The organism is Roseovarius sp. MMSF_3359, assembly GCF_030733385.1.
In the GTDB taxonomy this organism is placed as follows: Bacteria; Pseudomonadota; Alphaproteobacteria; order Rhodobacterales; family Rhodobacteraceae; genus Roseovarius.
The window spans coordinates 116,040-136,092 of sequence record NZ_JASHJC010000005.1; the positions used below are offsets into that span (position 1 = coordinate 116,040).

At 61.1% G+C, this 20,053-nt stretch carries 21 protein-coding genes; 9 read left to right on the forward strand and 12 right to left on the reverse strand.

Features of this window, described 5'->3' with window-relative positions; translation table 11 throughout:
- Positions 1 to 168: 168 nt before the first annotated feature.
- The 3 genes from RBB29_RS09135 to prfA form a co-directional block, all read right to left on the reverse strand.
- Complete coding sequence (locus tag RBB29_RS09135; protein WP_306115891.1) at positions 169 to 750, reverse strand: DUF4167 domain-containing protein; 582 nt, start codon at positions 748 to 750, stop codon at positions 169 to 171.
- A 240-nt stretch (positions 751 to 990) separates the two neighbouring features.
- Entirely contained in the window at positions 991 to 1,809 is an 819-nt protein-coding gene (gene prmC, locus RBB29_RS09140; RefSeq protein WP_306115892.1) for a peptide chain release factor N(5)-glutamine methyltransferase, read from the reverse strand.
- Positions 1,806 to 2,855, reverse strand: coding sequence for a peptide chain release factor 1 (gene prfA / locus RBB29_RS09145; RefSeq protein WP_306115893.1), 1,050 nt, complete (start codon positions 2,853 to 2,855; stop codon positions 1,806 to 1,808). The genes prmC and prfA overlap by 4 nt, the downstream gene beginning before the upstream one ends.
- 63 nt (positions 2,856 to 2,918) lie before the next feature.
- On the opposite strand from prfA, the gene RBB29_RS09150 reads away from it, so the two are divergent.
- On the forward strand, positions 2,919 to 3,203 hold the full coding sequence (locus tag RBB29_RS09150) for a hypothetical protein (protein WP_306115894.1): 285 nt from the start codon (positions 2,919 to 2,921) through the stop codon (positions 3,201 to 3,203).
- On the opposite strand, the gene RBB29_RS09155 is transcribed toward RBB29_RS09150, so the two are convergent.
- From RBB29_RS09155 to RBB29_RS09165, 3 genes are read right to left on the reverse strand one after another with little or no spacing between them, the layout of a single operon-like run.
- On the reverse strand, positions 3,138 to 3,560 hold the full coding sequence (locus tag RBB29_RS09155; RefSeq protein WP_306121130.1) for a DUF1499 domain-containing protein: 423 nt from the start codon (positions 3,558 to 3,560) through the stop codon (positions 3,138 to 3,140). The genes RBB29_RS09150 and RBB29_RS09155 overlap by 66 nt on opposite strands.
- Before the next feature lie 29 nt (positions 3,561 to 3,589).
- Positions 3,590 to 4,558, reverse strand: coding sequence for an agmatinase (gene speB / locus RBB29_RS09160; RefSeq protein WP_306115902.1), 969 nt, complete (start codon positions 4,556 to 4,558; stop codon positions 3,590 to 3,592).
- Positions 4,559 to 4,612: 54 nt separating this feature from the next.
- The gene (locus RBB29_RS09165) at positions 4,613 to 5,776 is read right to left on the reverse strand and encodes a M20 aminoacylase family protein (protein ID WP_306114760.1); all 1,164 of its coding nucleotides are present in this window, start codon (positions 5,774 to 5,776) and stop codon (positions 4,613 to 4,615) included.
- 63 nt (positions 5,777 to 5,839) lie between these two features.
- Between RBB29_RS09165 and mazG the strand changes: the two genes are divergently transcribed.
- A complete protein-coding gene (gene mazG / locus RBB29_RS09170) occupies positions 5,840 to 6,655 on the forward strand; it encodes a nucleoside triphosphate pyrophosphohydrolase (protein WP_306114761.1) in 816 nt (271 codons plus the stop codon).
- Between the two features lie 134 nt (positions 6,656 to 6,789).
- Here mazG and RBB29_RS09175 read toward each other — a convergent pair whose 3' ends face one another.
- Positions 6,790 to 7,278: a DUF2846 domain-containing protein gene (locus tag RBB29_RS09175; protein WP_306114762.1), complete on the reverse strand. Its 489-nt coding sequence runs from the start codon at positions 7,276 to 7,278 to the stop codon at positions 6,790 to 6,792.
- Between the two features lie 179 nt (positions 7,279 to 7,457).
- Complete coding sequence (locus tag RBB29_RS09180; RefSeq protein WP_306114763.1) at positions 7,458 to 7,733, reverse strand: I78 family peptidase inhibitor; 276 nt, start codon at positions 7,731 to 7,733, stop codon at positions 7,458 to 7,460.
- A gap of 137 nt (positions 7,734 to 7,870) precedes the next feature.
- Between RBB29_RS09180 and RBB29_RS09185 the strand changes: the two genes are divergently transcribed.
- From RBB29_RS09185 to RBB29_RS09195, 3 genes are all read left to right on the forward strand, one after another.
- Positions 7,871 to 8,983: an S-(hydroxymethyl)glutathione dehydrogenase/class III alcohol dehydrogenase gene (locus RBB29_RS09185; RefSeq protein WP_306114764.1), complete on the forward strand. Its 1,113-nt coding sequence runs from the start codon at positions 7,871 to 7,873 to the stop codon at positions 8,981 to 8,983.
- A gap of 122 nt (positions 8,984 to 9,105) precedes the next feature.
- Entirely contained in the window at positions 9,106 to 9,975 is an 870-nt protein-coding gene (yghU, locus tag RBB29_RS09190; protein WP_306114765.1) for a glutathione-dependent disulfide-bond oxidoreductase, read from the forward strand.
- 71 nt (positions 9,976 to 10,046) lie between these two features.
- A complete protein-coding gene (locus RBB29_RS09195; RefSeq protein ID WP_306114766.1) occupies positions 10,047 to 10,763 on the forward strand; it encodes an NYN domain-containing protein in 717 nt (238 codons plus the stop codon).
- A 9-nt stretch (positions 10,764 to 10,772) separates the two neighbouring features.
- Here the strand turns inward: RBB29_RS09195 and RBB29_RS09200 are convergent, their stop codons facing one another.
- A complete protein-coding gene (locus RBB29_RS09200; protein ID WP_306114767.1) occupies positions 10,773 to 11,180 on the reverse strand; it encodes a VOC family protein in 408 nt (135 codons plus the stop codon).
- Positions 11,181 to 11,351: 171 nt separating this feature from the next.
- Between RBB29_RS09200 and RBB29_RS09205 the strand changes: the two genes are divergently transcribed.
- Both RBB29_RS09205 and RBB29_RS09210 read left to right on the forward strand, forming a co-directional pair.
- Positions 11,352 to 12,785, forward strand: a complete 1,434-nt coding sequence (locus RBB29_RS09205; RefSeq protein ID WP_306114768.1) for a sodium:alanine symporter family protein — start codon at positions 11,352 to 11,354, stop codon at positions 12,783 to 12,785.
- A gap of 147 nt (positions 12,786 to 12,932) precedes the next feature.
- Positions 12,933 to 14,069 (forward strand): M48 family metallopeptidase, encoded by a 1,137-nt coding sequence (locus RBB29_RS09210; RefSeq protein ID WP_306114769.1) that lies wholly within the window; start codon positions 12,933 to 12,935, stop codon positions 14,067 to 14,069.
- A 33-nt stretch (positions 14,070 to 14,102) separates the two neighbouring features.
- Here RBB29_RS09210 and dapA read toward each other — a convergent pair whose 3' ends face one another.
- Complete coding sequence (dapA, locus tag RBB29_RS09215) at positions 14,103 to 14,978, reverse strand: 4-hydroxy-tetrahydrodipicolinate synthase (RefSeq protein WP_306114770.1); 876 nt, start codon at positions 14,976 to 14,978, stop codon at positions 14,103 to 14,105.
- 188 nt (positions 14,979 to 15,166) lie between these two features.
- On the opposite strand from dapA, the gene RBB29_RS09220 reads away from it, so the two are divergent.
- Entirely contained in the window at positions 15,167 to 17,134 is a 1,968-nt protein-coding gene (locus RBB29_RS09220; RefSeq protein ID WP_306114771.1) for a lytic transglycosylase domain-containing protein, read from the forward strand.
- Between the two features lie 273 nt (positions 17,135 to 17,407).
- Here the strand turns inward: RBB29_RS09220 and RBB29_RS09225 are convergent, their stop codons facing one another.
- Both RBB29_RS09225 and mnmD read right to left on the reverse strand, forming a co-directional pair.
- Positions 17,408 to 18,280, reverse strand: a complete 873-nt coding sequence (locus RBB29_RS09225) for a DMT family transporter (RefSeq protein ID WP_306114772.1) — start codon at positions 18,278 to 18,280, stop codon at positions 17,408 to 17,410.
- On the reverse strand, positions 18,277 to 18,957 hold the full coding sequence (gene mnmD / locus RBB29_RS09230) for a tRNA (5-methylaminomethyl-2-thiouridine)(34)-methyltransferase MnmD (RefSeq protein ID WP_306114773.1): 681 nt from the start codon (positions 18,955 to 18,957) through the stop codon (positions 18,277 to 18,279). The genes RBB29_RS09225 and mnmD overlap by 4 nt, the downstream gene beginning before the upstream one ends.
- A gap of 63 nt (positions 18,958 to 19,020) precedes the next feature.
- On the opposite strand from mnmD, the gene RBB29_RS09235 reads away from it, so the two are divergent.
- Positions 19,021 to 20,052, forward strand: a complete 1,032-nt coding sequence (locus RBB29_RS09235) for an FAD-binding oxidoreductase (protein ID WP_306114774.1) — start codon at positions 19,021 to 19,023, stop codon at positions 20,050 to 20,052.
- Position 20,053: the final 1 nt, after the last annotated feature.

Below are 20,053 nucleotides of genomic sequence, written 5' to 3' on the forward strand. Positions count from 1 at the left end.
AGGTAGGATCGACTTGTCGTGAGGACGGCCCAGCTACGCCTTGATTCCGCGTGGGCATTTTTCGTGAAACGTCCGCATCAGGCAGGAACCAGCCCCTCAAGAAGACCCTGACAAATAAAGACGCCGCCCAAACGGACGGCGCCTAAATTCTGACAAGAACACCCGATGTTACTCAGCCGCCTCCGGCGCGTCTGGAGAATCCGGGGCCGGCGCGGCGGATTGTTCGCCACTTGGCGCATCAGACGGGGCGCTCTCGGACTTGGGTGCACGGGGTTTCCGGGCCCGCTTGGGCTTGGGCGGCTGCTGGCTTTCCGGTGTTTCCACCAACCCGCTATCCCCGGCCTCGGGCTGCTCCATCACATCGGGCTGCGGCGCATCGGCGGGATCACCTGACGAGGGCGGTGCGTTCGCTTCGCGTTCCTGGCGCTTGGCGCGTTCCCGGTCACGCTCCTGCTGGCGCTCGCGGTTTTCACGTTCCTGCTGCTCGCGACGCGCTTCCTGTTCTTTCTGGGCAGCCCCCAGAAGACGCAGGTAGTGCTCCGCGTGCTGCTGGAAATTCTCCGTGGCAACCCGGTCGCCCGCAAGCTGCGCGTCCCGCGCCAACTGGTTGTACTTCTCAATGATCTGCTGCGGTGTGCCGCGCACTTTGCCCTCGGGCCCCGAGCTGTCAAAAACCCGGTTTACGACATTGCCAACCGACCGGTTGTTGCGGTTGTTCTTATTCCGCGAACGTGACTTCGATGATCTCATGTTACTTGCTGTGCAGCCCTATGCTCAATGCGTCTTCTGACCCGATTGGCACCCCTTGTGCCGATAAAATGACCCGGATCCGACATGTCTTGGCTTGGTATCAAGCGGGACCGCCCAAGGGCATCCTCCGTCTTGATCTGCCTTCCAATAAGCATGCCAATGCCCATCGCACAAGGCCAAAGAGCGGTTTTTAACCGTTTTGTGCGGTTTTAGGCCGGATAATCACGGTTTTCTGGGCGTTTATCCGCGCCAAATTCCACTGACCACCCGGTCCCGACCATCAAGATCCGGAACGATTCCAACCTCCTGGAATCCCGCCTCCCGGAACATTTTGGCGACCGCGGCGCCTTGGGTCCAACCAATTTCGACCATCAGATGACCGCCTGCAACAAGATGCGCGCCCGCCCCTTTTGTAATGGCCCGATACGCGCTCAACCCATCACCCTCATCGGTCAGCGCCATGCGCGGCTCATAAGAGAGTTCCGGGGCAAGCGCCGCCATCTCCTCCGCCGCGATATAAGGCGGGTTCGAGACGACCAGGTCGAACGTGCCTCGCACTTCCGAAAACCAATCCGATGCGATCAGGGTCACCCGGTGGTCCAACTCGAGCGCGGCAGTATTGCGGCGCGCAACGGCCAACGCCTTGTCCGACAGATCCGTGCCGACACCCGCGGCTTCAGGTCGCGCGGCCAAAAGGCTAAGCAGAATGCACCCCGACCCCGTTCCCAGATCGAGCACGTCGGAAAAGGGCACCTCAAGCGCCGCAATCACCAGCGTTTCGGTTTCCGGACGTGGGTCCAGGGCGTCCCCACTAATCTCAAAGCGGTGTTCATAGAAATCGCGATATCCCAGCAGATGCGACATCGGTTCAAGGTCGCAACGGCGGGAAATCAGCGTGTCGAACAGCCGCTCCATGCCGCCATTCGTCGCGTCCTCGTAATCAACATGGCGCCGCGGAAAAGCCGCACGCCAAAGCAGACGCGCTTCGCGTTGAGGATCCGGAATACCATGCTTGGCCAAGAGGCGTGCACCCCTGGCGATGGCCTCGGCCTCACTCACCCATTCATCTCCGCCAGCATCGTCGCCTGCGCATCGGCGGTCAGGGCGTCAATCACCTCGTCCAGATCGCCCGCCATGACCTGATCCAGCTTGTAGAGCGTCAGGTTGATGCGGTGGTCGGTCATGCGCCCTTGCGGGAAATTATAGGTCCGGATGCGCTCGGACCGGTCGCCTGACCCGACCTGCGCCGCACGGTTGGCAGAGCGTTCATCATCGGCCTTCTGCCGTTCCATGTCATAAAGCCGGGTCTTGAGCACCTGCATCGCGATCTCGCGGTTGCGGTGCTGCGACTTCTCGGAAGAGGTCACAACGATCCCCGACGGGATATGCGTGATGCGCACGGCGGAATCGGTGGTGTTGACGTGCTGCCCGCCCGCGCCCGAGCTTCGCATCGTGTCGATCCGCAGGTCATTCGCGTCAATCTGGATGTCCACATCCTCGGCCTCGGGCAACACCGCCACGGTCGCCGCCGAGGTATGGATACGTCCGCCCGACTCGGTCTCCGGCACCCGCTGCACCCGGTGCACGCCGCTTTCGAACTTGAGCCGGGCAAAGACATTTTCGCCCTTCACATGGGCCACGGCTTCCTTGATGCCGCCCAATTCGCTGACCTGCTCCTCGATCAGCTCGAATTTCCAGCCATGCGCCTCGGCATAACGCTGATACATCCTGAGCAGATCACCGGCAAAAAGCGCGGCTTCATCGCCCCCGGTCCCGGGACGGATCTCGACAATGGCGGGGCGCTTATCGGCCTCATCCTTGGGCAGAAGCGCCAGTTGCAACGCCGCTTCCATCTCTGGTTGCCGCGCCTCAAGCTCGGTCAGTTCCTCGGCTGCAAGATCGCGCATCTCAGGATCATCAAGCATGGCCCGCGCGCCCTCGATATCAGACAGAACCTGCCGATAGGCGCGGATCTCTTCGACCACCGGCCGCAGCTCCGCATATTCCTTGCCAAGTTTCGCGATATCGCCCGCACCTTCGGACATCTGCGCCTCGATAAATTCGAAACGCTGGGTGATTTGCTCTAATCTGTCCAAAGGTATCATGGCGGGTCATGTCCCTTATCCTGCGGGTTTGGTCAAGGGCGCGGAACGTGATATAAATGAATCATGAGATGGTTACTGATTATCCTGATCGGCGCCAGCCCGGCGCTGGCTGATGTAAAGAACAACGGCAAGACGATCGACTGCTACTGCACCGATCGACAGGGCGAGCGCGTCGAACTGGGCGAAATGACCTGCCTGCAGGTAGACGGACGGATGTTCATGGCGCAGTGTCAGATGTCGCTCAACGTGCCGATGTGGCGCGAGGTATCCGAGGGATGCCTGTCATCCTCCCTGCCGCAAAGCGTTCAGCCATCCGTCGATGCGGGCGGCATTGACGCCGAGATCTGACAGGCCATATCGCGCCCGGCCGAAGACTTCGAGAGCGCCATTGCGCCAGCGCACCGTTGTATAGTCGGGGAAGCCAAACCCCGCGCTGCGTGTCACGTAAGTCAGCATTCGGTCCTCCACGCTCCCGGCAAGCCATTCGGTCCGGGGTGTGGTACGGATGATGTCGTCCAAGCGCATGAGGGCGTCTTCGCCCGCATCCACTACTCGGATCGCACCATTGGACTGATCGCCGGCCTCCAATTCGTCAGGCAACCTGTGCCAGCGTTCCGCATCCAGCGGCGCCAGGCGCACCCATGCCACCGTAGCCACCAGCAGAAGAACGACCGCCAGCAGAAACATCATCAATCCCGTTTTCATCTTGCCAAAACTACTCCCAACGGAGGCATCTAGGCTGTCCGCCGGGTCCAGCCCCAGAGACACAAAAGCTCCATCGCCACATGCGCCGCGGCAACCGCCGTGGCCCCGGTCGTGTCGAAAGACGGTGAGACCTCGACCACATCGCCACCGACAAGGTTGATCCCAGCAATGTCGCGCAGGATGATCGACGCCTGCGCCGAGGTCAGACCGCCCCAGACAGGTGTGCCAGTGCCTGGCGCATAGGCCGGATCCAGCCCGTCAATATCAAACGTAAGGTAGGTCGGGTGATCACCCAGGATCGACTTGATCTTCTGCGCCACCGCCACCGGCCCGGTCTCATGCACCTCGCGCGCGTCGATGATGTTGAACCCCATCGTGTCTTCATTGACGGTTCTGATCCCGACCTGCACGGACCGCGCCGGGTCGATCAACCCGAGCTTCACCGCCTTGTAGAACATCGTCCCGTGGTCAATCCGATCCATGTTGTCATCGGCCCAGGTGTCGGAATGAGCGTCGAACTGCAAGAGCGACAGCGGCCCGAACTTCTCGGCATAGGCCTTGAGGATCGGGAAAGAGATATAGTGATCGCCGCCAAGGCAAATGCTCGCGGCTCCGGCATCAAGAATACCCTTGATATGGGCCGTCAACGCATCGGGGAAATCGCTGACCATTGCGTAGTCAAACGCGAGGTCGCCATAGTCCACGATACTGAGTTCCTCCAACGGGCTGAACCCATCCCACCCATAAGGCGGATCAAACGGCTGCAAGGCGCTGGCATCGCGAATGGCGCGTGGGCCAAGACGTGTGCCGGTGCGGTTGGTCACCGCCTGGTCGAAGGGCACGCCGGTGATGGCAATATCCACACCGCGCAGATCCTTGGAGTAGCGCCGCCGAAACATGGAGGTCGCGCCGCCAAAGGTGTTCTCAAAACTCAGGCCCTTCGTGTCCTCGCGTGTAAACGCCTGATCGACCTGCTTTTTTGCGTCTTCAAGTGCCATTTTGATGCCTTTCAGAGTGGCGGGGTTGGTGGGTGGGCGACGCTCTGAAAGGCATCATGCCACCGGCTGTGCTTGCTCAACGAGGCGGGCAAAGAAGGAAGCCCCGACAGGGGCCACCGCATCATTGAAATCGAAACCGGGGTGATGCAGCCCCGCGGCCTCCCCCTGACCCAGGAACAGGTAGGCGCCTGGGCGCTTGTTCAACATGAAGGAAAAATCCTCGGCTCCCATCTCGCGGGTCCGGTCCGTCACCACTGGCGCCTCTCCTGCCACGTCACGCGCCACCCCGGCGGCAAACGCCACCCGGTCGGGATCATTCACCGTGGCCGGATATCCCTGTTCGATGCGCAAATCTGCACTGACCCCGTATGAGGCCGCCTGCCCCTCCACGATCTCACGCAACCGGGTCCAAACCATCTGCTGAACGTCCCCGTCAAAGGTCCGGATCGTGCCGTTGATATAGGCCGTGTCGGGGATGATGTTCTCGGCACTGCCGGTGTGGATCTGCGTGACCGAAACCACCAGATCCTGCAGCGTATAGTGGTTCCGACTGACAATCGTCTGGATCGCCTGCACCATGCCCACTGCCGCAACAACCGGATCGGCGGTGTCCTGCGGATAGGCGCCATGACCGCCTCGGCCCTGGATATCAATGTGAAATGTATCCACCGCCGCCATGATTGGCCCCGGACAGGTATAGAACCCTCCCGCCTCCACGCCCGGCAACGTGTGGAGCGCATAGACCTCGGCAATGTCATAACGGTCAAGAATGCCCTCTTCGACCATCACCCGACCGCCGCCTGGCCCTTCCTCGGCCGGCTGAAAGATCAACGCGACGCGACCCTTGAAATTCCGCGTCTCTGAAAGATATTTTGCCGCGCCCAGCAACATCGTCGTGTGGCCATCATGTCCGCAGGCATGCATCACACCAGGTATCTCCGACGCCCAGATCGCTCCGGTCGCCTCGTCGATCGGCAGCGCATCCATATCCGCCCGCAAGCCGATTGTCGGCCCGTCGCCCTGTCCGTCGATCACCGCCACGACGCCCGAGGTGGCGATGCCGGTTTCGATCTGGTCAATGCCGAATTCGCGCAGGCGCTCCACCACGAAAGCCGCGGTTTCATGGCACTCAAACCCCAGCTCGGGGCGCGCATGAAGATGCCGCCGCCAGCCGGTCATTTCCTCGGCAAATCCGGCGATGCGATTGATTACCGCCATGGTCTGGACTTCGCTCCCATTGCTTGTCACGGTCCACTCAACCCGAAAGAGGATGGAACCGCAATGCCCGATGACGCCCTGATCCATGACGCCAGCCAGGCCATGCCGCGCCTCATTGAGATCATGCGTCGCCTGCGCGACCCCGAGACCGGTTGCCCCTGGGACATCGAACAGGATTTCAGCACCATCGCGCCCTACACGATCGAAGAGGCCTACGAGGTCGCCGATGCCATTGAGCGCAAGGAATGGGGCGAGTTAAAAGGCGAACTTGGCGATCTGCTGCTGCAGGTCGTCTTCCACGCCCAGATTGCCGATGACGAGGGGATCTTTGCCTTCGACGATGTGGCCAATGCCATCGCCGACAAAATGGTCGATCGTCACCCCCATGTCTTCGGTGACGAAAGCCGTGACAAATCCGCCGAGCAACAGACCCGCGACTGGGAAACCGTCAAGGCCGCCGAACGCGCCGCCAAGGCGCAAACCGGAACGCTCGACGGTGTGGCCATCGGCCTGCCTGCGCTCCTGCGTGCGGTCAAACTGCAGAAACGCGCCGCACGGGTTGGATTCGACTGGCCCGATGCGTCCCATGTCCTCGACAAGATTACCGAGGAGGCTAATGAACTGCGGGAGGCCGCAGAAGACCTCACTCCCGAGAAGGTCGAAGAGGAATTCGGCGACCTGCTTTTCGTCATGGCCAACCTCGCGCGGCACATGAAAATCGACCCCGAAGCCGCCCTGCGCGGTGCAAATGCCAAGTTCACCCGGCGTTTCGAGCGGATCGAAACCCTCCTGGCCGAGCGCGGCAAAACACCTTCGCAGTCAGATTTGGCCGAGATGGATGCCCTCTGGGATCAGGCCAAGACTGAAGAACGCGGCTGACACCAAGCGCGCGCATCGAAGCTCACGTCAAAAGAAAAGGCCATGCCACCTCGTTGTGGGCGGCATGGCCATATTTTCGGCGAACAGTCCGTCACGAACGCGCTCCTCAAAGAACGCTCCGGGACGCGCGCCTGTTACTTCTGCTTCAGCTTCGCGACTTTGGGAGCCGCTTCTGCCGCTGCAACCTCGGTCAATTTGGCGCCGCCGACAACCAGACCAATGGTCAGCGAGCAACGGACATAGGACGTGCCGCCTTCGGCCACCGATACCGTCAGCTCTTTTTCGGACAGCGTGCGGGCGGTCAAACGGTGCGTACCGGGCGCCACCTTAACGGTGGTTGCGCGACCAGGTGTACACGTCGCGGCCTCTTTCCCGTCCACGAACACTTTCGGCTGCACCGCAAAGCCCGCATAGGACGTGCGGTAAATGACGATCTTGGTTTCGCCGTCACCACTTGCAGCGGCCATTGCGGGCTCTGCCGCAGCGGGCTGCTCCACCACCGCTTCCGGGGCTTCCGTGGTGCTTGCCTTTTGCGGCGCTTCGGTGGTTTGAGGGGTCTCTGCGCAGGCGCTCAGAAAAAGGGCGGCGAGGAGCGCGCCGGCTCCTGTCTTGGTGAGATTCATTTACTGGATGTTCCTTTGTTTGCGTGTCGCGGTCCCCACGCATTTTTCAGAACATCAGCAACCTGCACGTGTCAAGCGCGCGTATCTTCAAGCCTGAGAATTCGCGGCCACGTTGTCTGCCGCAAACACAAGGCTCACACGCCTTGATGCGACTTCACACCCTGACGCCGCCACTCCCGTCAACCACACCAGATGCGGGTAATCATGCCTTCCTCGTCCAGATCCACATTCAGCCGGTCGACACGGTGATCCATCGTCATGGCCGAGTCCGGCGGCAGCACCCGGATCGGCCTTTCACCCTCCTCGAAGTCGCGTGGCTCGAAGGGCATCCCAACCAGAATCTGCAAGGGCTCCGCACCACAGGTATCTGCTTCCGAAAGCTGCTTGCTTGGCGGCTCTTCGTCGGGGACGCAGGCGGCAAGCGCCAACAAGGCGGCGGCAATAGTGAAACGCATACGACAAATCTCCTTGGTTTTGCGGCAAGCCTTCCGAAATGCGTCGCACAATGGCAACCAACTGACGCTGTGGCATTGAAAAATCGCAGGGTTTCGCCCAAAGTCGCGAAAAATACAGAACTGGGAGGACAGTAATCATGCGCACCACAGCCGCCGTTGCCCTTGAAGCGGGCAAGCCGATGGAAATCATGGAGGTGAACCTCGACGGGCCGAAAGAGGGCGAGGTCCTTGTGGAAATCAAGGCCACCGGCCTGTGTCACACGGATGATTTCACCCTGTCCGGCGCCGATCCCGAAGGTGCGTTTCCCGCCATCCTCGGCCATGAAGGTGCCGGTGTCGTGGTCGAGGTTGGCCCGGGTGTGACCTCGCTTGAGGTCGGCGATCACGTGATCCCGCTCTACACGCCCGAATGCCGGGAATGCAACTACTGCCTGAACCCCAAGACCAACCTGTGTCAGGCGATCCGCGAAACCCAGGGCAAGGGCGTCATGCCCGATGGCACCTCGCGTTTTTCGATGCTCGATGGGACGCCGATCTTGCACTACATGGGCTGCTCGACGTTTTCGAACCACACGGTTCTGCCCGAAATCGCGCTTGCCAAGGTGCGCAAGGACGCACCCTTCGACAAGATCTGCTATATCGGCTGCGGTGTGACCACCGGCATCGGGGCGGTCATCAATACCGCCAAGGTCGAGATCGGCTCGCGCTGCATCGTCTTCGGCCTCGGTGGCATCGGCCTCAACGTGATCCAGGGCCTGCGGATGGCCGGCGCGGATCAGATCGTCGGCGTCGATCTCAACCCCGGCAAGGTCGAAATGGCCACGAAATTCGGCATGACCGATTTCGTCAACTCAAGCGATGTTTCGGGTGATCTGGTCGCTCACCTCGTGGAGCTGACCGGCGGCGGCGCGGATTACACCTTTGACGCCACCGGCAACGTTGGCGTCATGCGGACGGCGCTGGAGGCATCGCATAAGGGATGGGGCGAAAGCATCATCATCGGCGTGGCGCCCGCAGGTGCCGAAATCTCGACCCGTCCGTTCCAGTTGGTCACCGGCCGAAGCTGGCGCGGCACGGCCTTTGGCGGGGCGCGCGGCCGAACGGATGTGCCGCAGATCGTCGATTGGTACATGGAGGGCAAGATCGAAATCGATCCGATGATCACCCACATCCTCAAGCTCGAAGAGATCAACAAGGGCTTTGACATGATGCATGCGGGCGAGAGCATCCGCAGCGTGGTCGTCTACTGACAGACCTCCGCCAATACGCACCGAATACAGGGCCGCACAGGGAATTGTGCGGCCCTGCACGTTGATGGCCCCGGAAAATTGCTTAGCTTTGTTCTCAACGATCAAGGCGAAGGAACGCGACAATGAGTGATGATACCTACACACCGCCCGAAGTCTGGAAATGGGATGCCGAGAACGGTGGCGAGTTTGCCAGCATCAACCGCCCGATCTCCGGTGCGACCCATGACAAGGAACTGCCCATCGGCAAACACCCGTTCCAGCTTTATTCGCTGGCCACGCCCAACGGCGTGAAGGTCACCGTGATGTTCGAGGAGCTTCTGGCCGCCGGTCACGACGCGGAATACGACGCTTGGATCATCCGCATCAACGACGGCGATCAATTCGGCAGCGGCTTTGTCGATATCAACCCCAACTCGAAAATCCCCGCCCTGATGGACCGCAGCGGGCCGGAGCCATTGCGGGTCTTCGAATCCGGGTCGATCCTTCTGCACTTGGCCGAGAAGTTCGGGGCTTTCCTGCCCGCATCGGGCCCGGAACGCACCGCCGTGATGAACTGGCTTTTCTGGCAGATGGGCAGCGCGCCTTACCTTGGCGGCGGCTTCGGCCATTTCTACGCCTACGCCCCGGAGAAATGGCAATACCCGATCGACCGTTTCACGATGGAAGTCAAACGCCAGCTTGATGTTCTCGACAAGCAGCTGGCCGATAATGCCTTCGTGGCAGGCAAGGAATACAGCATCGCGGATATGGCGATCTGGCCCTGGTACGGCAATCTGGCGCTTGGCCGGCAATACAATGCGGGCACCTTCCTCGACGTCAAAAGCTATACCAATGTCGTGGCCTGGGCCGAGAAGCTGCTGGAGCGTCCGGCGGTGCAACGGGGCCGCATGGTCAACCGGGCCATTGGCGCGCTGGAAGAGCAACTGCACGAGCGCCACGATGCCAGCGACTTCGAGACCAAGACGCAGGACAAGATCGGGGATGCAGCCTGATCCCCGGGGCATCAATTCCGGGTTTTACAATCTGACACAAGCAGGCATGGTGGCCGCAAAAAGGAGCCTCCATGCCCGCTGAAACCGCTTTGCTTGCTGTCCTCATCGACGCCGACAATGTGCCGGCCAAGTTTGCGTCCGCGATTATTGACGAGATTACCGCCCACGGTGAAGCCGGCCTCCGGCGTGTCTACGGCGACTGGTCGAATCCACATCTGAGCGGTTGGACCGAAGCGGCACGCAACCTCGGGCTTGTACCACATCACCAAGCCGCCAATACTAAGGGCAAGAACGCCTCGGATATCGGACTGGTGATCGACGCAATGGATATCCTGCACGCCGGGCATTTCGACGGTTTCGTGCTGGTCTCGAGCGACAGCGACTTCACCCGTCTGGCCAGCCGCATCCGCGAACAGGGTTTGACGGTGATCGGCATAGGGGAAGAGAAAACACCGGAGTCCTTTCAACAAGCCTGCAACCGCTTCGTGACAATCGAGAATATCGCCACAAGCGTACAGCCAGCGCCGAACGGCAAGCCATCAACAACCATGACTAAACCAGCAGCACAACAGGCGCGCCAGCTACTCATCAATGCAATGACAAAAATTGATCCGGAAGGTGAATGGTATCATCTTGGTCAACTTGGTCAGCAACTACAAAAGGATCGTCCTCAGTTCGACACCAGAACCTATGGATGCGGCAAGCTAAGCACACTTATCGAAAGGCTTGATGGATTTGAAATCAAGTTCGTTGCTGGCAGTCAACCGCAGGTGCGCCGAGCACCATGAACTACGGATTCAGGCCTCTACCTGATGCACCTCGATCACATTGCCGTCAGGGTCGTAGAAGAAGATCTGGTGCCAGCCCGCAACCGCTGCGTTGCCCCAATCGGAATAAGGAATGCCCTGCGCCTCAAGATGCGCCTTGAACGCGGGCAGGTCATCGGTGCGATAGGCGATATGGCCATGTGAGACCGGGTTGACGATCTGCCCCGTTGCGAACCCGGCCTGAACGTCCTTTTGTGCCAGATGCACCTGGATATCGCCATCGGACACAAACGCCACGTCCCCGGCATATCCCTGTTTCTTCTCCAATGTCGGCAGGTCGCGCGTGGGTGGCACAAGACCCATCACATCGCGATAGAACGCATCCATGCGCGCCACGTTGTCGGTGCTCAGGTTGAGGTGGTGGAGTTTCAGTTTCATTTTTCGGCCCCGGTCGATCTGCCCTACCACGCCACCCTCGGGCAAGACGTTCGCTCCTGTCAATCCGCCCGGCTCAGACGAAAGGGGCTGATGAAAAACAACCTTAAGGCGTTTACACTCAGTTCCATTGCTGCAACCATTTCGAAATAACAAAAACGAGAGGACGCGCGCATGGAACCCATTGAAAGTTTTTTCGGCCTGGTCGGTGATCTGACCTGGGGATGGTCACTCATCCCGCTTCTGGTGATTTTCGGCATTTTCATCACGGCTCTGACCGGCTTTGTGCAGTTCCGGTTTTTCAAGCGGATGTTCCGCGTCTTGTCATCCAAGAACCAGTCCGGCGACCCGAACGCGATCTCCGCGCGGCAGGCATTGCTGGTCTCAGTGGGCGGGCGCGTCGGTGGCGGTAATATCGCGGGTGTCGCGGTGGCGATCACGCTGGGTGGTCCCGGTGCCGTCTTCTGGATGTGGGCGATTGCGCTTGTCGGCATGGCAACGAGCCTTGTCGAATGCTCGCTGGCGCAGCTTTACAAGGAACGCCAGCCTGACGGGACATTCCGTGGCGGTCCGGCCCGGTCGATCATCCACGGTCTCGGGCATGAATTCAAATGGCTGGCCGTGATCTATGCGGTCTGCCTGATTGCCGCCTTCGGCCTGGGCTTCAACGCCTTCCAGGGCAACACCGTCGCGGGCGCGATGGAAGACAGCATGGGCATCAACCGCACGGTGACCGGCGCCGTTCTGGCGGTGATCGCGGGCTTCATCGTCTTTGGCGGCATCCACCGGATCGCCAAGGCCGCAGATGTGGTCGTGCCGGTCATGGCCATGGGTTACATCCTGATGGCGCTGGTCATCATCGTGATGAACGCGGGCGCCTTGCCTGGCGTTCTGAGTTCGATTTTCGCGAACGCGTTCGGTTTCGAGGAAGCTGTGGGTGGCGGCATGGGAGCTGCCATCGCGCAAGGCCTGCGCCGCGGATTGTTCTCCAACGAAGCGGGCCTCGGGTCGGCCCCCAACGTGGCCGCCACGGCGGATGTGCGTCACCCGATCAGCCAGGGCATCACGCAGTCGTTTTCGGTCTTCATCGACACGATCTTCATCTGCAGCTGCACCGCTTTCGTGATCTTGCTGGGCGATGTTTATGTGCCAGGCGCCGAAGGGATCGACGGGATTGCACTGACCCAGCAGTCGCTCGTTTCCCACCTGGGCGAGTGGGCGCAGTATTTCCTGTCGCTGATGATCCTGCTCTTTGCCTTCAGCTCGATCATCTACAACTACTATCTCGGGGAAAATGCCCTGACCGTGATCACCAAAAGCGGCGCGGCGCTGAACGTGCTCAGGGTTGTCATCATCGGCATCGTTTTCCTTGGCGCAACCGCCCCCGGGGCGACGTCGGTCTTCTTCTTCTCGGATCCGATGATGGGCATATTGGCGGTGGTCAACCTCGTGGTCATCATGATGCTCTTGCCCACCTGCCTGCGCATCCTCAAGGATTTCCGTGCGCAGCTCAAATCGGGTATCGCACGGCCTGTCCTGAACCCGGATGATTATCCCGACCTTGAACTCGACCGCACCGCATGGACCGGCAAGGCCCCTGCAGAATAGACGCGACCAGCAAAAAGCAACACGGGCGCTGACCACCCCGGCGCCCGTGCCGACCAACACCCTTGCCGGGGTTCAGGGGCTCTCGCAAAATGACACGCAAGGCCCGATGACGAGCGTCGCGGCAGAGAAATGTGACGAGTTGCACATATGATCGAAAGCGTCACCGACAGGCTGCAAGCCCGTTTTGCCCATCGCCTGCTGGAACAGGCCAAACGCGAAATTGGACACCCTCGCCCAAGATTGACCGGTCGCCTGATGATCGCCTTTATCTTGTCGATCCTGGTGCTTCTTACCCCCTTTCTCCTGATTATCGGGGGCGGAGCGCTGATCTGGATCACCTGGGCAAACCTCTTTTCGATCATCATTGGGCTGATCCTGATCGGCTTCGGTTATGTCTTGTTGCCACCACGAAATCGCAACACGCAAAAGACCTATCGTCGTGCGGATTTGCCGGCCCTTTTCGCGCTGCTTGATGACATCGCGGCCCGCCTCGGGACAACGGCACCCGACGGGGTGCATTTCGACAATGAATTCAACGCCTATATGGGGCAGTTCACCGCACCATCCGGGCGCAGGCAGGAATGGATCTTGGGGATCGGCCTGATCCTGTGGGAAGCGTCCTCGCCTGCCGAACGCATCGCGCATCTGGCGCATGAACTGGCCCATAAGGTCAATGAGGATCCGATGCGACACGGCGTGTTCTTTCGCGCCAATTGGGTGCTGAACAACTGGTACGACACGTTCGAGATGAACCTCGACAACGATATGGATGGCGGTTTCACCCAGATCATCGGATTGGCAGTCGTCGGCGGCTACATCAAACTGCTGTCCCGCTACTGGTTCTTTGAATCGCAACGTGCAGAGTATCGCGCCGATGCCTTCGCCTCGCGGGTGTCGGGGAACGCGGCAAACATCACGTCACTGGAAATGCTCACGCGGCATGACCTGGCGCGAAGGGCGATTGTCGATCTCTATCCCTACACCAAAGATCAAAGTGGCCGGATATTCGATCACATTGGTGCGGCAGTATCAGATGCCAGCCTGGAGACAGTGGATCGTTTTCTGGCCGAAGCTGCTCAGGAAAAGCGGTGCGTTGACGCCAGTCATCCCCCGACAGTGATGCGGATCGAATTCCTGCGGTCGCTTCCGGCGGAGGTCGATCAAGATGCAATCAATATGGCGGATATCGACTTCGGCCCCATTGATGCCGAGATCCGGCCGATCAAGGATGCCCTGGGCAAGGAGTTCATGCAGGACCTCTACGACAGTGAGGTGAACAGATAGGCGCGGGCGATACGGAACCGCCCGCCCATCGCATCAGTTCATCAACCCGGCGTGGCGCATCCCGTCGTCGATGAGCGCCTTGGTACCATCGGTCAACCCGGTCAAAGGCGAACGCACCTCGTCCGTGCAGAGCCCAAGCTGCGACATGGCGTATTTCGCGCCCACGAGGCCCGGCTCGGTAAAGATCGCCTTGTGCAGCGGCATCAGACGGTCCTGCATCTCAAGTGCCGTCCCGTAGTCACCGGCCAGCGTCGCCTCCTGCATCTGCGACAGCATCTTGGGCGCGACATTCGCCGTGACCGAGATACAGCCGACGCCACCTTGCGCATTGAAGCCATGCGCGGTGGCGTCCTCGCCCGAAAGCTGGATGAAATCGGCACCACAGGTCATCCGTTGGAACGACACCCGCGCCAGGTCACCGGTCGCGTCCTTGACCCCGATGATCCGCGGCAGCTTGGCCAACTCGCCCATTGTTTCCGGTGACATATCCACGACCGACCGGCCGGGAATATTGTAGATGATGATCGGCAGCTCACAGCAATCATGCAGCGCCGTGAAATGCGCGATCAGCCCGGCCTGGGTCGGTTTGTTGTAGTAAGGCGTCACCACAAGCGCGGCGGATGCGCCCACGCGTTCGGCATGTTGCATGAAACGTGCTGATTCGACGGTGTTGTTGCTCCCGGCACCCGCGATCACGGGGATTCGCCCGGCGGCGGCTTTGACCACCTCTTCAACAACTGTTTCATGTTCGTCATGGCTCAGCGTCGGGCTTTCACCGGTTGTGCCAACCGGCACCAAACCGTGCGATCCTTCGGAAATATGCCATTCTACAAGGTGTTTGAGCGTATCAATGTCCAGCTCGCCATTCTTGAACGGCGTCACCAGTGCAGGAAAAGATCCCTTAAACATGCCACGCTCCTTCCACATTTGTGTTCTAACCCTAATGGGCGGTTCATAAACGCGCGCTACATTAGCGGGATGCCGCCCGGGTGCCAAGTTTGTGCATGGACGGGTCCGGAGCGCGTGCTTAGGTTGGCGCTGTCTATCCTTCGCTGGGCGAGGAAATGCAAGAGATGTCGCGTTTGGTGACAAAAATAATGGCTCTGATCTGCCTGTCCCTACCGGGTTGGGCGGCAGAGCCTGTGCCAAGCGATCTGTCGCAAATGCCGCCACGCCCGCTCGAAAGTGCGTTTCATGCGATGAAGGCAGACCGGTGGGACGTAGCCGCGGAACTCGCCGCACGTGACGGACCGGCGGCGGCGGATCTGATCGAATGGTATCGTTTGCGCTCGGGGCGCGGCAGCGCCGAGGCGATCCAGGCCTTCCTCGACCGCAATCCCGACTGGCCGGGCCTCGACTATCTGCGCCGCCGCAACGAGGTGCGGATGATCGTGGCCGACAATGACGCCATCCTGAAATTCTATACCGACGCACCGCCGCAGACCGGCATTGGCGCGCTCACCTATGCCAGCGCACTGATGGCAGCGGGCGAGCAGGGCGAGGCGGAGGCCACGATCGTGGTGGCCTGGCGCACGATGGACCTGACGACCGACGAACATGACGCCTTCATGGCCGCCTATGCCAATATCCTCAAACCGCACCACGCGGCGCGGATGCACATGGCCAGGTGGCGTGGGTTGAAAGACGTCAAGCTGATGAAGCCGCTCGTCTCTGCCGAATTGCGCAAACGGATCGAAGCGCGGCAAACCATCGAGAAGGGCCGCAAGGCGCTCGAAAAGTGGATTTCGGATTTACCCGCGCCCATCCGCCGTGACGCGCATGTGGCCTATGCCGAGTTCAACCACCTGATGAGCAAGCGCAAAACCGACCGCGCGATCAAACTGATGCTGCGCCAAAGCCGGATCGAAGATGGCCTCGGCAGCCCGCATCACTGGTCCAACAACCGCCGCTCCCTGGCGCGGGCGCAAATGCGGGCGGGAAATCATCAGCTTGCCTATGATCTGGCCTCGGTTCACCAACTGACCGAAGGGGCGCGATATGCCGATCTTGAATGGCTCTCGGGCTATCTCGCGCTGCGTTTCTTGGATGAACCGGCATTGGCGCTGGACCATTTTCAACGGTTGCGGGCCGCGGTTGTCACACCGATTTCGCTCGGCCGCGCGGGATATTGGATCGGCCGCGCACAGGAGGCCTTGGGCGATACCGAAGCCGCGCAGATCGCCTATGCCGAAGGGGCGCAGCATTCCACCAGCTTTTACGGGCTTCTCGCCGCGGAACGTGCCGGTATGCCGCTCGATCCGATGTTGGACGGCAATGAACATTTTGCCCCCTGGCGGGAGGCGGAGTTCGTCCAATCGCGGGTCTATCAGGCCGCCGTTCTTGCCCTGGCCACGGGTCGAGTAACTTTGGCCGAGCAGTTTTTCGTGCACCTGTCGAAGAACCTTGAGCGCGAAGAGTTGGGTCAACTGGCCCATGCGCTGGCCGAGATGGAGCAGCCGCATCTGCAGGTGATGGTGGGCAAAGCCGCCGCCCGGCGCGCGATCGTTCTGCCCGCCGCCTATTATGCCCTGCACCCTATGGCCGAGGTTGACATGCCTGTACCCGCGGAACTGGCCCTGACGATTGCCCGGCGCGAAAGCGAGTTTGACCTTGGCGTCGTCAGCGGCGCCGGAGCGCAGGGCTTGATGCAGCTGATGCCCGGCACCGCCAAGGAGGTCGCAGGCGATCTTGGCCTCGCCCACAGCCGCGCCCGCGTTTTGCAGGACTGGCGCTACAATGTCGCCCTTGGGTCCACCTATCTGGCGCAGCTGGCAGATTGGCTTGACGGTAATCTGGTCCTGATGTCGGTAGGATATAACGCCGGGCCTGGCCGCGCCCGCCAATGGATCGAAGCCATGGGTGATCCGCGCATGGCAGACGTCGATATTATCGACTGGATCGAACATATCCCTTTCCGGGAAACCCGGAACTACGTGATGCGCGTGACCGAGAGCATGCCCGTCTACCGCGCCCGCCTGGGCCGCGACCCCCTGCCCGTACCCTTCAGCGAGGAGCTAAAAGGCAGGACGGTCACGCCAGACTTGCGCACGATTGTCAGTGACTGAACGGCTGCTCAGAGCCCGGAGCAGACATCTCCACCCTGTATCCAAAGTCGCGTGATTGCCAGACCGCGGATGGCGATCAACCGTCGTCAAACGCGCTTTATCTTTGCCAAATCCGAAAAACCAAAATTCAGAGCGTAGCCTCACCAGATCGCCAGCCCTTGCGGGCGGTCTGGCGATTGCGCGGCGGCCTGCGGCCTTGATTCCGCGCGGGAGGTGAAAATCGAACGGCAGCTTCGCCCACATGCGCCCTGCCCAGATCACCCCGAAACGTCATCAACGCCTGGTCAGCTTGCGTTCCCGCCAAAGGGTAAACAGGCCGGCTGTGACGATGAGGGCGGTGCCCAGCGCAACGTTCAGGCGGATTGTCTCGCCAAAGATCGTGATCCCAATGACGCTCACGAAGGCCAGTTGCAGATAGGCAAAGGGCTGGACTGAGCTGGCCTCGGCCACCTCGTAGCATTTGATCAGGGTGAAATGGCCCAGGACCCCGGTCACGCAGAGCGCCGCCATCCACCCCCAATCGGGGCCGGTCATCGGCTCCCAGAACCAGATGCCGACCGCCGTCATGGCAACCGACGCGACAGTGCCGGTCCAGAAAAAGCTGGTCTGCGCATCATCCTGGCGCGCGACATAGCGGGTGAGCAATCCGTAGAGCGCGAACATAAGGGCGGCGGTCAGGGGCACGATGGCCTGCGGTTTGAAGACGCCGAACCCGGGCTCTAGGATGATGATGACGCCGACAAACCCCACGCCGATCGCAGCCCAGCGCCGCCAGCCCACATGTTCGCCCAGAACCGGGCCGGAAAGCGCGGCGATCAACAGTGGATAGCAGGCGAAAACCGCGTGGCTTTCGACCAACCCCAGAAGCGTGAAGGCCAGCACCATCACGCAGATCTCCGCCACCAGAAGGACCGAGCGGAATCCCTGCACCAAGGGCTGTTTCGTGGTTGCCGCAGCGCGAATACCCCCCGCCTTGCGCGCGGCAATCGTGATAACGAAAGCGGCAAAGAACCAATACCGGATCATGACGACCATCAGCACGTTATATTCCGCTGCCAAGTGCCGCGAAATCCCGTCCTGCACCGCGAACACGAAGGTCGTCGCGACCATCATCAGGATACCAAGCCGTGCGTTCTGCTCTTTCATGTCGCCCTCAATGTCGCCACGGTCATGTGGCGCTTGCGGCCATATCCCGGCCGCCGGGTGACGTCAAAGCCGGCGTCCTCAAGCCCGCGCCGCACGAAACCTGCCGCCGTGTAGGTCGCGGCCGTACCGCTGGGCGCAGTGCACCGTCCGACCTCGGCCATGAGGTCCGGCCCCCAAAGCTCGGGATTTTTGGCCGGTGAAAACCCGTCGAGGAACCACGCATCCGCCTTGTGCTGCCACTCGGGCAGGGTTGCCCTTGCGTCACCGACCACGATACGCAGCTCGACCCCTCCCGGCAGGGTGACGGTGGTCTCGCCACGGTCCCAGGCGCGGATCAGGTGCCCCGCTGGCTCGACAAGTTCAGGAAAGGCGGACAAGGCCTGTGCCATATCCGGTGCCGCCATCGGATAAGCCTCGAAACTCGTGAACAAGAGACGCCCGGAGACGCCAGACGCCTGCCAGGCAAGCAACGTCGTCAGGAAATTCAGCCCTGTGCCAAAGCCCAGTTCGGCCACATGAAACCCATCCCGGAACCGGCCCGGCAGACCATTGCCGTCGAGGAATACGTAGCGTGTCTCTTCCAACCCATTCTCAAGACTGAAATACGGGTCATCGAACCGGGTCGAGACCGGCACATCGCCGGCCCGCCAGTCTATGTCAGCCCGCTGGCCCTGCATCACGGCATCCTTTAGGAAGGGTGTAATCCTGGCCGACCATGCAGAGGAGAAACACAATTGGCAATGGCCGATGTCACCATCTATGGCGCCGGTATTTTCGGGCTTTCGATCGCGTGGTGCTGTCAGTCTCGCGGCGCATCTGTGCGGGTGATCGACCCGCATGGGCCGGGTGCGGGGGCGTCGGGCGGTATCGTCGGCGCGCTGGCCCCGCATGTGCCGGAGAATTGGAACGAAAAGAAAGCCTTCCAGTTAGAGAGCCTTCTGAGCGCCGAAGGTTTCTGGCGCGGTGTGCAGGAGGTCTCGGGCATCTCAGCTGGATACGCGCGGCTGGGGCGGCTGCAGCCAGTGCCGGATGAGGCGGCGCTGGCGCTTGCAAACGCCCGGGCAAAGACCGCCGTGGCACTCTGGCAGGCGAACGCGATCTGGGAGGTTGTCGAGGCCGCCGATTTCGACTGGGCCCCGATCACACCCACCGGCAAGCTGATCCACGACACGCTCAGCGCGCGGGTACATCCCCGCAGGGCGTGCGCGGCTCTGGCCGGGGCGATCACCACCCGGGGTGGCGAGATCGTGGCTGATGGCGATGCAGAGGGGCGGGTTATCCATGCGACCGGGGTGGCCGGGCTGCAGGAGTTGACCGCCAGCCGTACGCGCACCGTGGGCAATGGCGTCAAGGGTCAGGGCGCATTGCTGCATTTCGACGCGCGCGATATGCCGCAGCTTTTTGCCGATACGGTCCACATCGTGCCGCATGAGGACGGAACCGTGGCCATCGGATCGACCAGCGAGCGGGAGTATGACGACCCGCGCAGCACCGATGCGCAGCTCGACGCGGTGATCGAGCGCGCGATGCAGGCGGTCCCTGTGCTTCACGGCGCGCGGATCGTGGAACGATGGGCAGGGGTGCGTCCGCGGACCCGGTCCCGCGCCCCGATGCTGGGCGCGCATCCGCTGCACCCGGGTCAGTTCATTGCCAATGGCGGGTTCAAGATCGGCTTTGGCATGGCGCCCAAGGTCGGGCAGGTTATGGCCGATCTGGTGCTGGAGGGGCGCGATACAATACCTTGTGATTTCCGCCCGGAGGCATCCTTCTGAT

Excerpts from the sequence above, each read along its gene's own strand:
- RBB29_RS09135 (WP_306115891.1), bottom strand. The coding sequence starts at position 750 with ATGAGATCATCGAAGTCACGTTCGCGGAATAAGAACAACCGCAACAAC.
- prfA (WP_306115893.1), bottom strand. The coding sequence starts at position 2,855 with ATGATACCTTTGGACAGATTAGAGCAAATCACCCAGCGTTTCGAATTT.
- RBB29_RS09150 (WP_306115894.1), top strand. The coding sequence starts at position 2,919 with ATGAGATGGTTACTGATTATCCTGATCGGCGCCAGCCCGGCGCTGGCT.
- RBB29_RS09155 (WP_306121130.1), bottom strand. The coding sequence starts at position 3,560 with ATGAAAACGGGATTGATGATGTTTCTGCTGGCGGTCGTTCTTCTGCTG.
- speB (WP_306115902.1), bottom strand. The coding sequence starts at position 4,558 with ATGGCACTTGAAGACGCAAAAAAGCAGGTCGATCAGGCGTTTACACGC.
- RBB29_RS09165 (WP_306114760.1), bottom strand. The coding sequence starts at position 5,776 with ATGGCGGTAATCAATCGCATCGCCGGATTTGCCGAGGAAATGACCGGC.
- mazG (WP_306114761.1), top strand. The coding sequence starts at position 5,840 with ATGCCCGATGACGCCCTGATCCATGACGCCAGCCAGGCCATGCCGCGC.
- RBB29_RS09175 (WP_306114762.1), bottom strand. The coding sequence starts at position 7,278 with ATGAATCTCACCAAGACAGGAGCCGGCGCGCTCCTCGCCGCCCTTTTT.
- RBB29_RS09180 (WP_306114763.1), bottom strand. The coding sequence starts at position 7,733 with ATGCGTTTCACTATTGCCGCCGCCTTGTTGGCGCTTGCCGCCTGCGTC.
- RBB29_RS09185 (WP_306114764.1), top strand. The coding sequence starts at position 7,871 with ATGCGCACCACAGCCGCCGTTGCCCTTGAAGCGGGCAAGCCGATGGAA.
- yghU (WP_306114765.1), top strand. The coding sequence starts at position 9,106 with ATGAGTGATGATACCTACACACCGCCCGAAGTCTGGAAATGGGATGCC.
- RBB29_RS09195 (WP_306114766.1), top strand. The coding sequence starts at position 10,047 with ATGCCCGCTGAAACCGCTTTGCTTGCTGTCCTCATCGACGCCGACAAT.
- RBB29_RS09200 (WP_306114767.1), bottom strand. The coding sequence starts at position 11,180 with ATGAAACTGAAACTCCACCACCTCAACCTGAGCACCGACAACGTGGCG.
- RBB29_RS09205 (WP_306114768.1), top strand. The coding sequence starts at position 11,352 with ATGGAACCCATTGAAAGTTTTTTCGGCCTGGTCGGTGATCTGACCTGG.
- RBB29_RS09210 (WP_306114769.1), top strand. The coding sequence starts at position 12,933 with ATGATCGAAAGCGTCACCGACAGGCTGCAAGCCCGTTTTGCCCATCGC.
- dapA (WP_306114770.1), bottom strand. The coding sequence starts at position 14,978 with ATGTTTAAGGGATCTTTTCCTGCACTGGTGACGCCGTTCAAGAATGGC.
- RBB29_RS09220 (WP_306114771.1), top strand. The coding sequence starts at position 15,167 with ATGGCTCTGATCTGCCTGTCCCTACCGGGTTGGGCGGCAGAGCCTGTG.
- RBB29_RS09225 (WP_306114772.1), bottom strand. The coding sequence starts at position 18,280 with ATGAAAGAGCAGAACGCACGGCTTGGTATCCTGATGATGGTCGCGACG.
- mnmD (WP_306114773.1), bottom strand. The coding sequence starts at position 18,957 with ATGCAGGGCCAGCGGGCTGACATAGACTGGCGGGCCGGCGATGTGCCG.
- RBB29_RS09235 (WP_306114774.1), top strand. The coding sequence starts at position 19,021 with ATGGCCGATGTCACCATCTATGGCGCCGGTATTTTCGGGCTTTCGATC.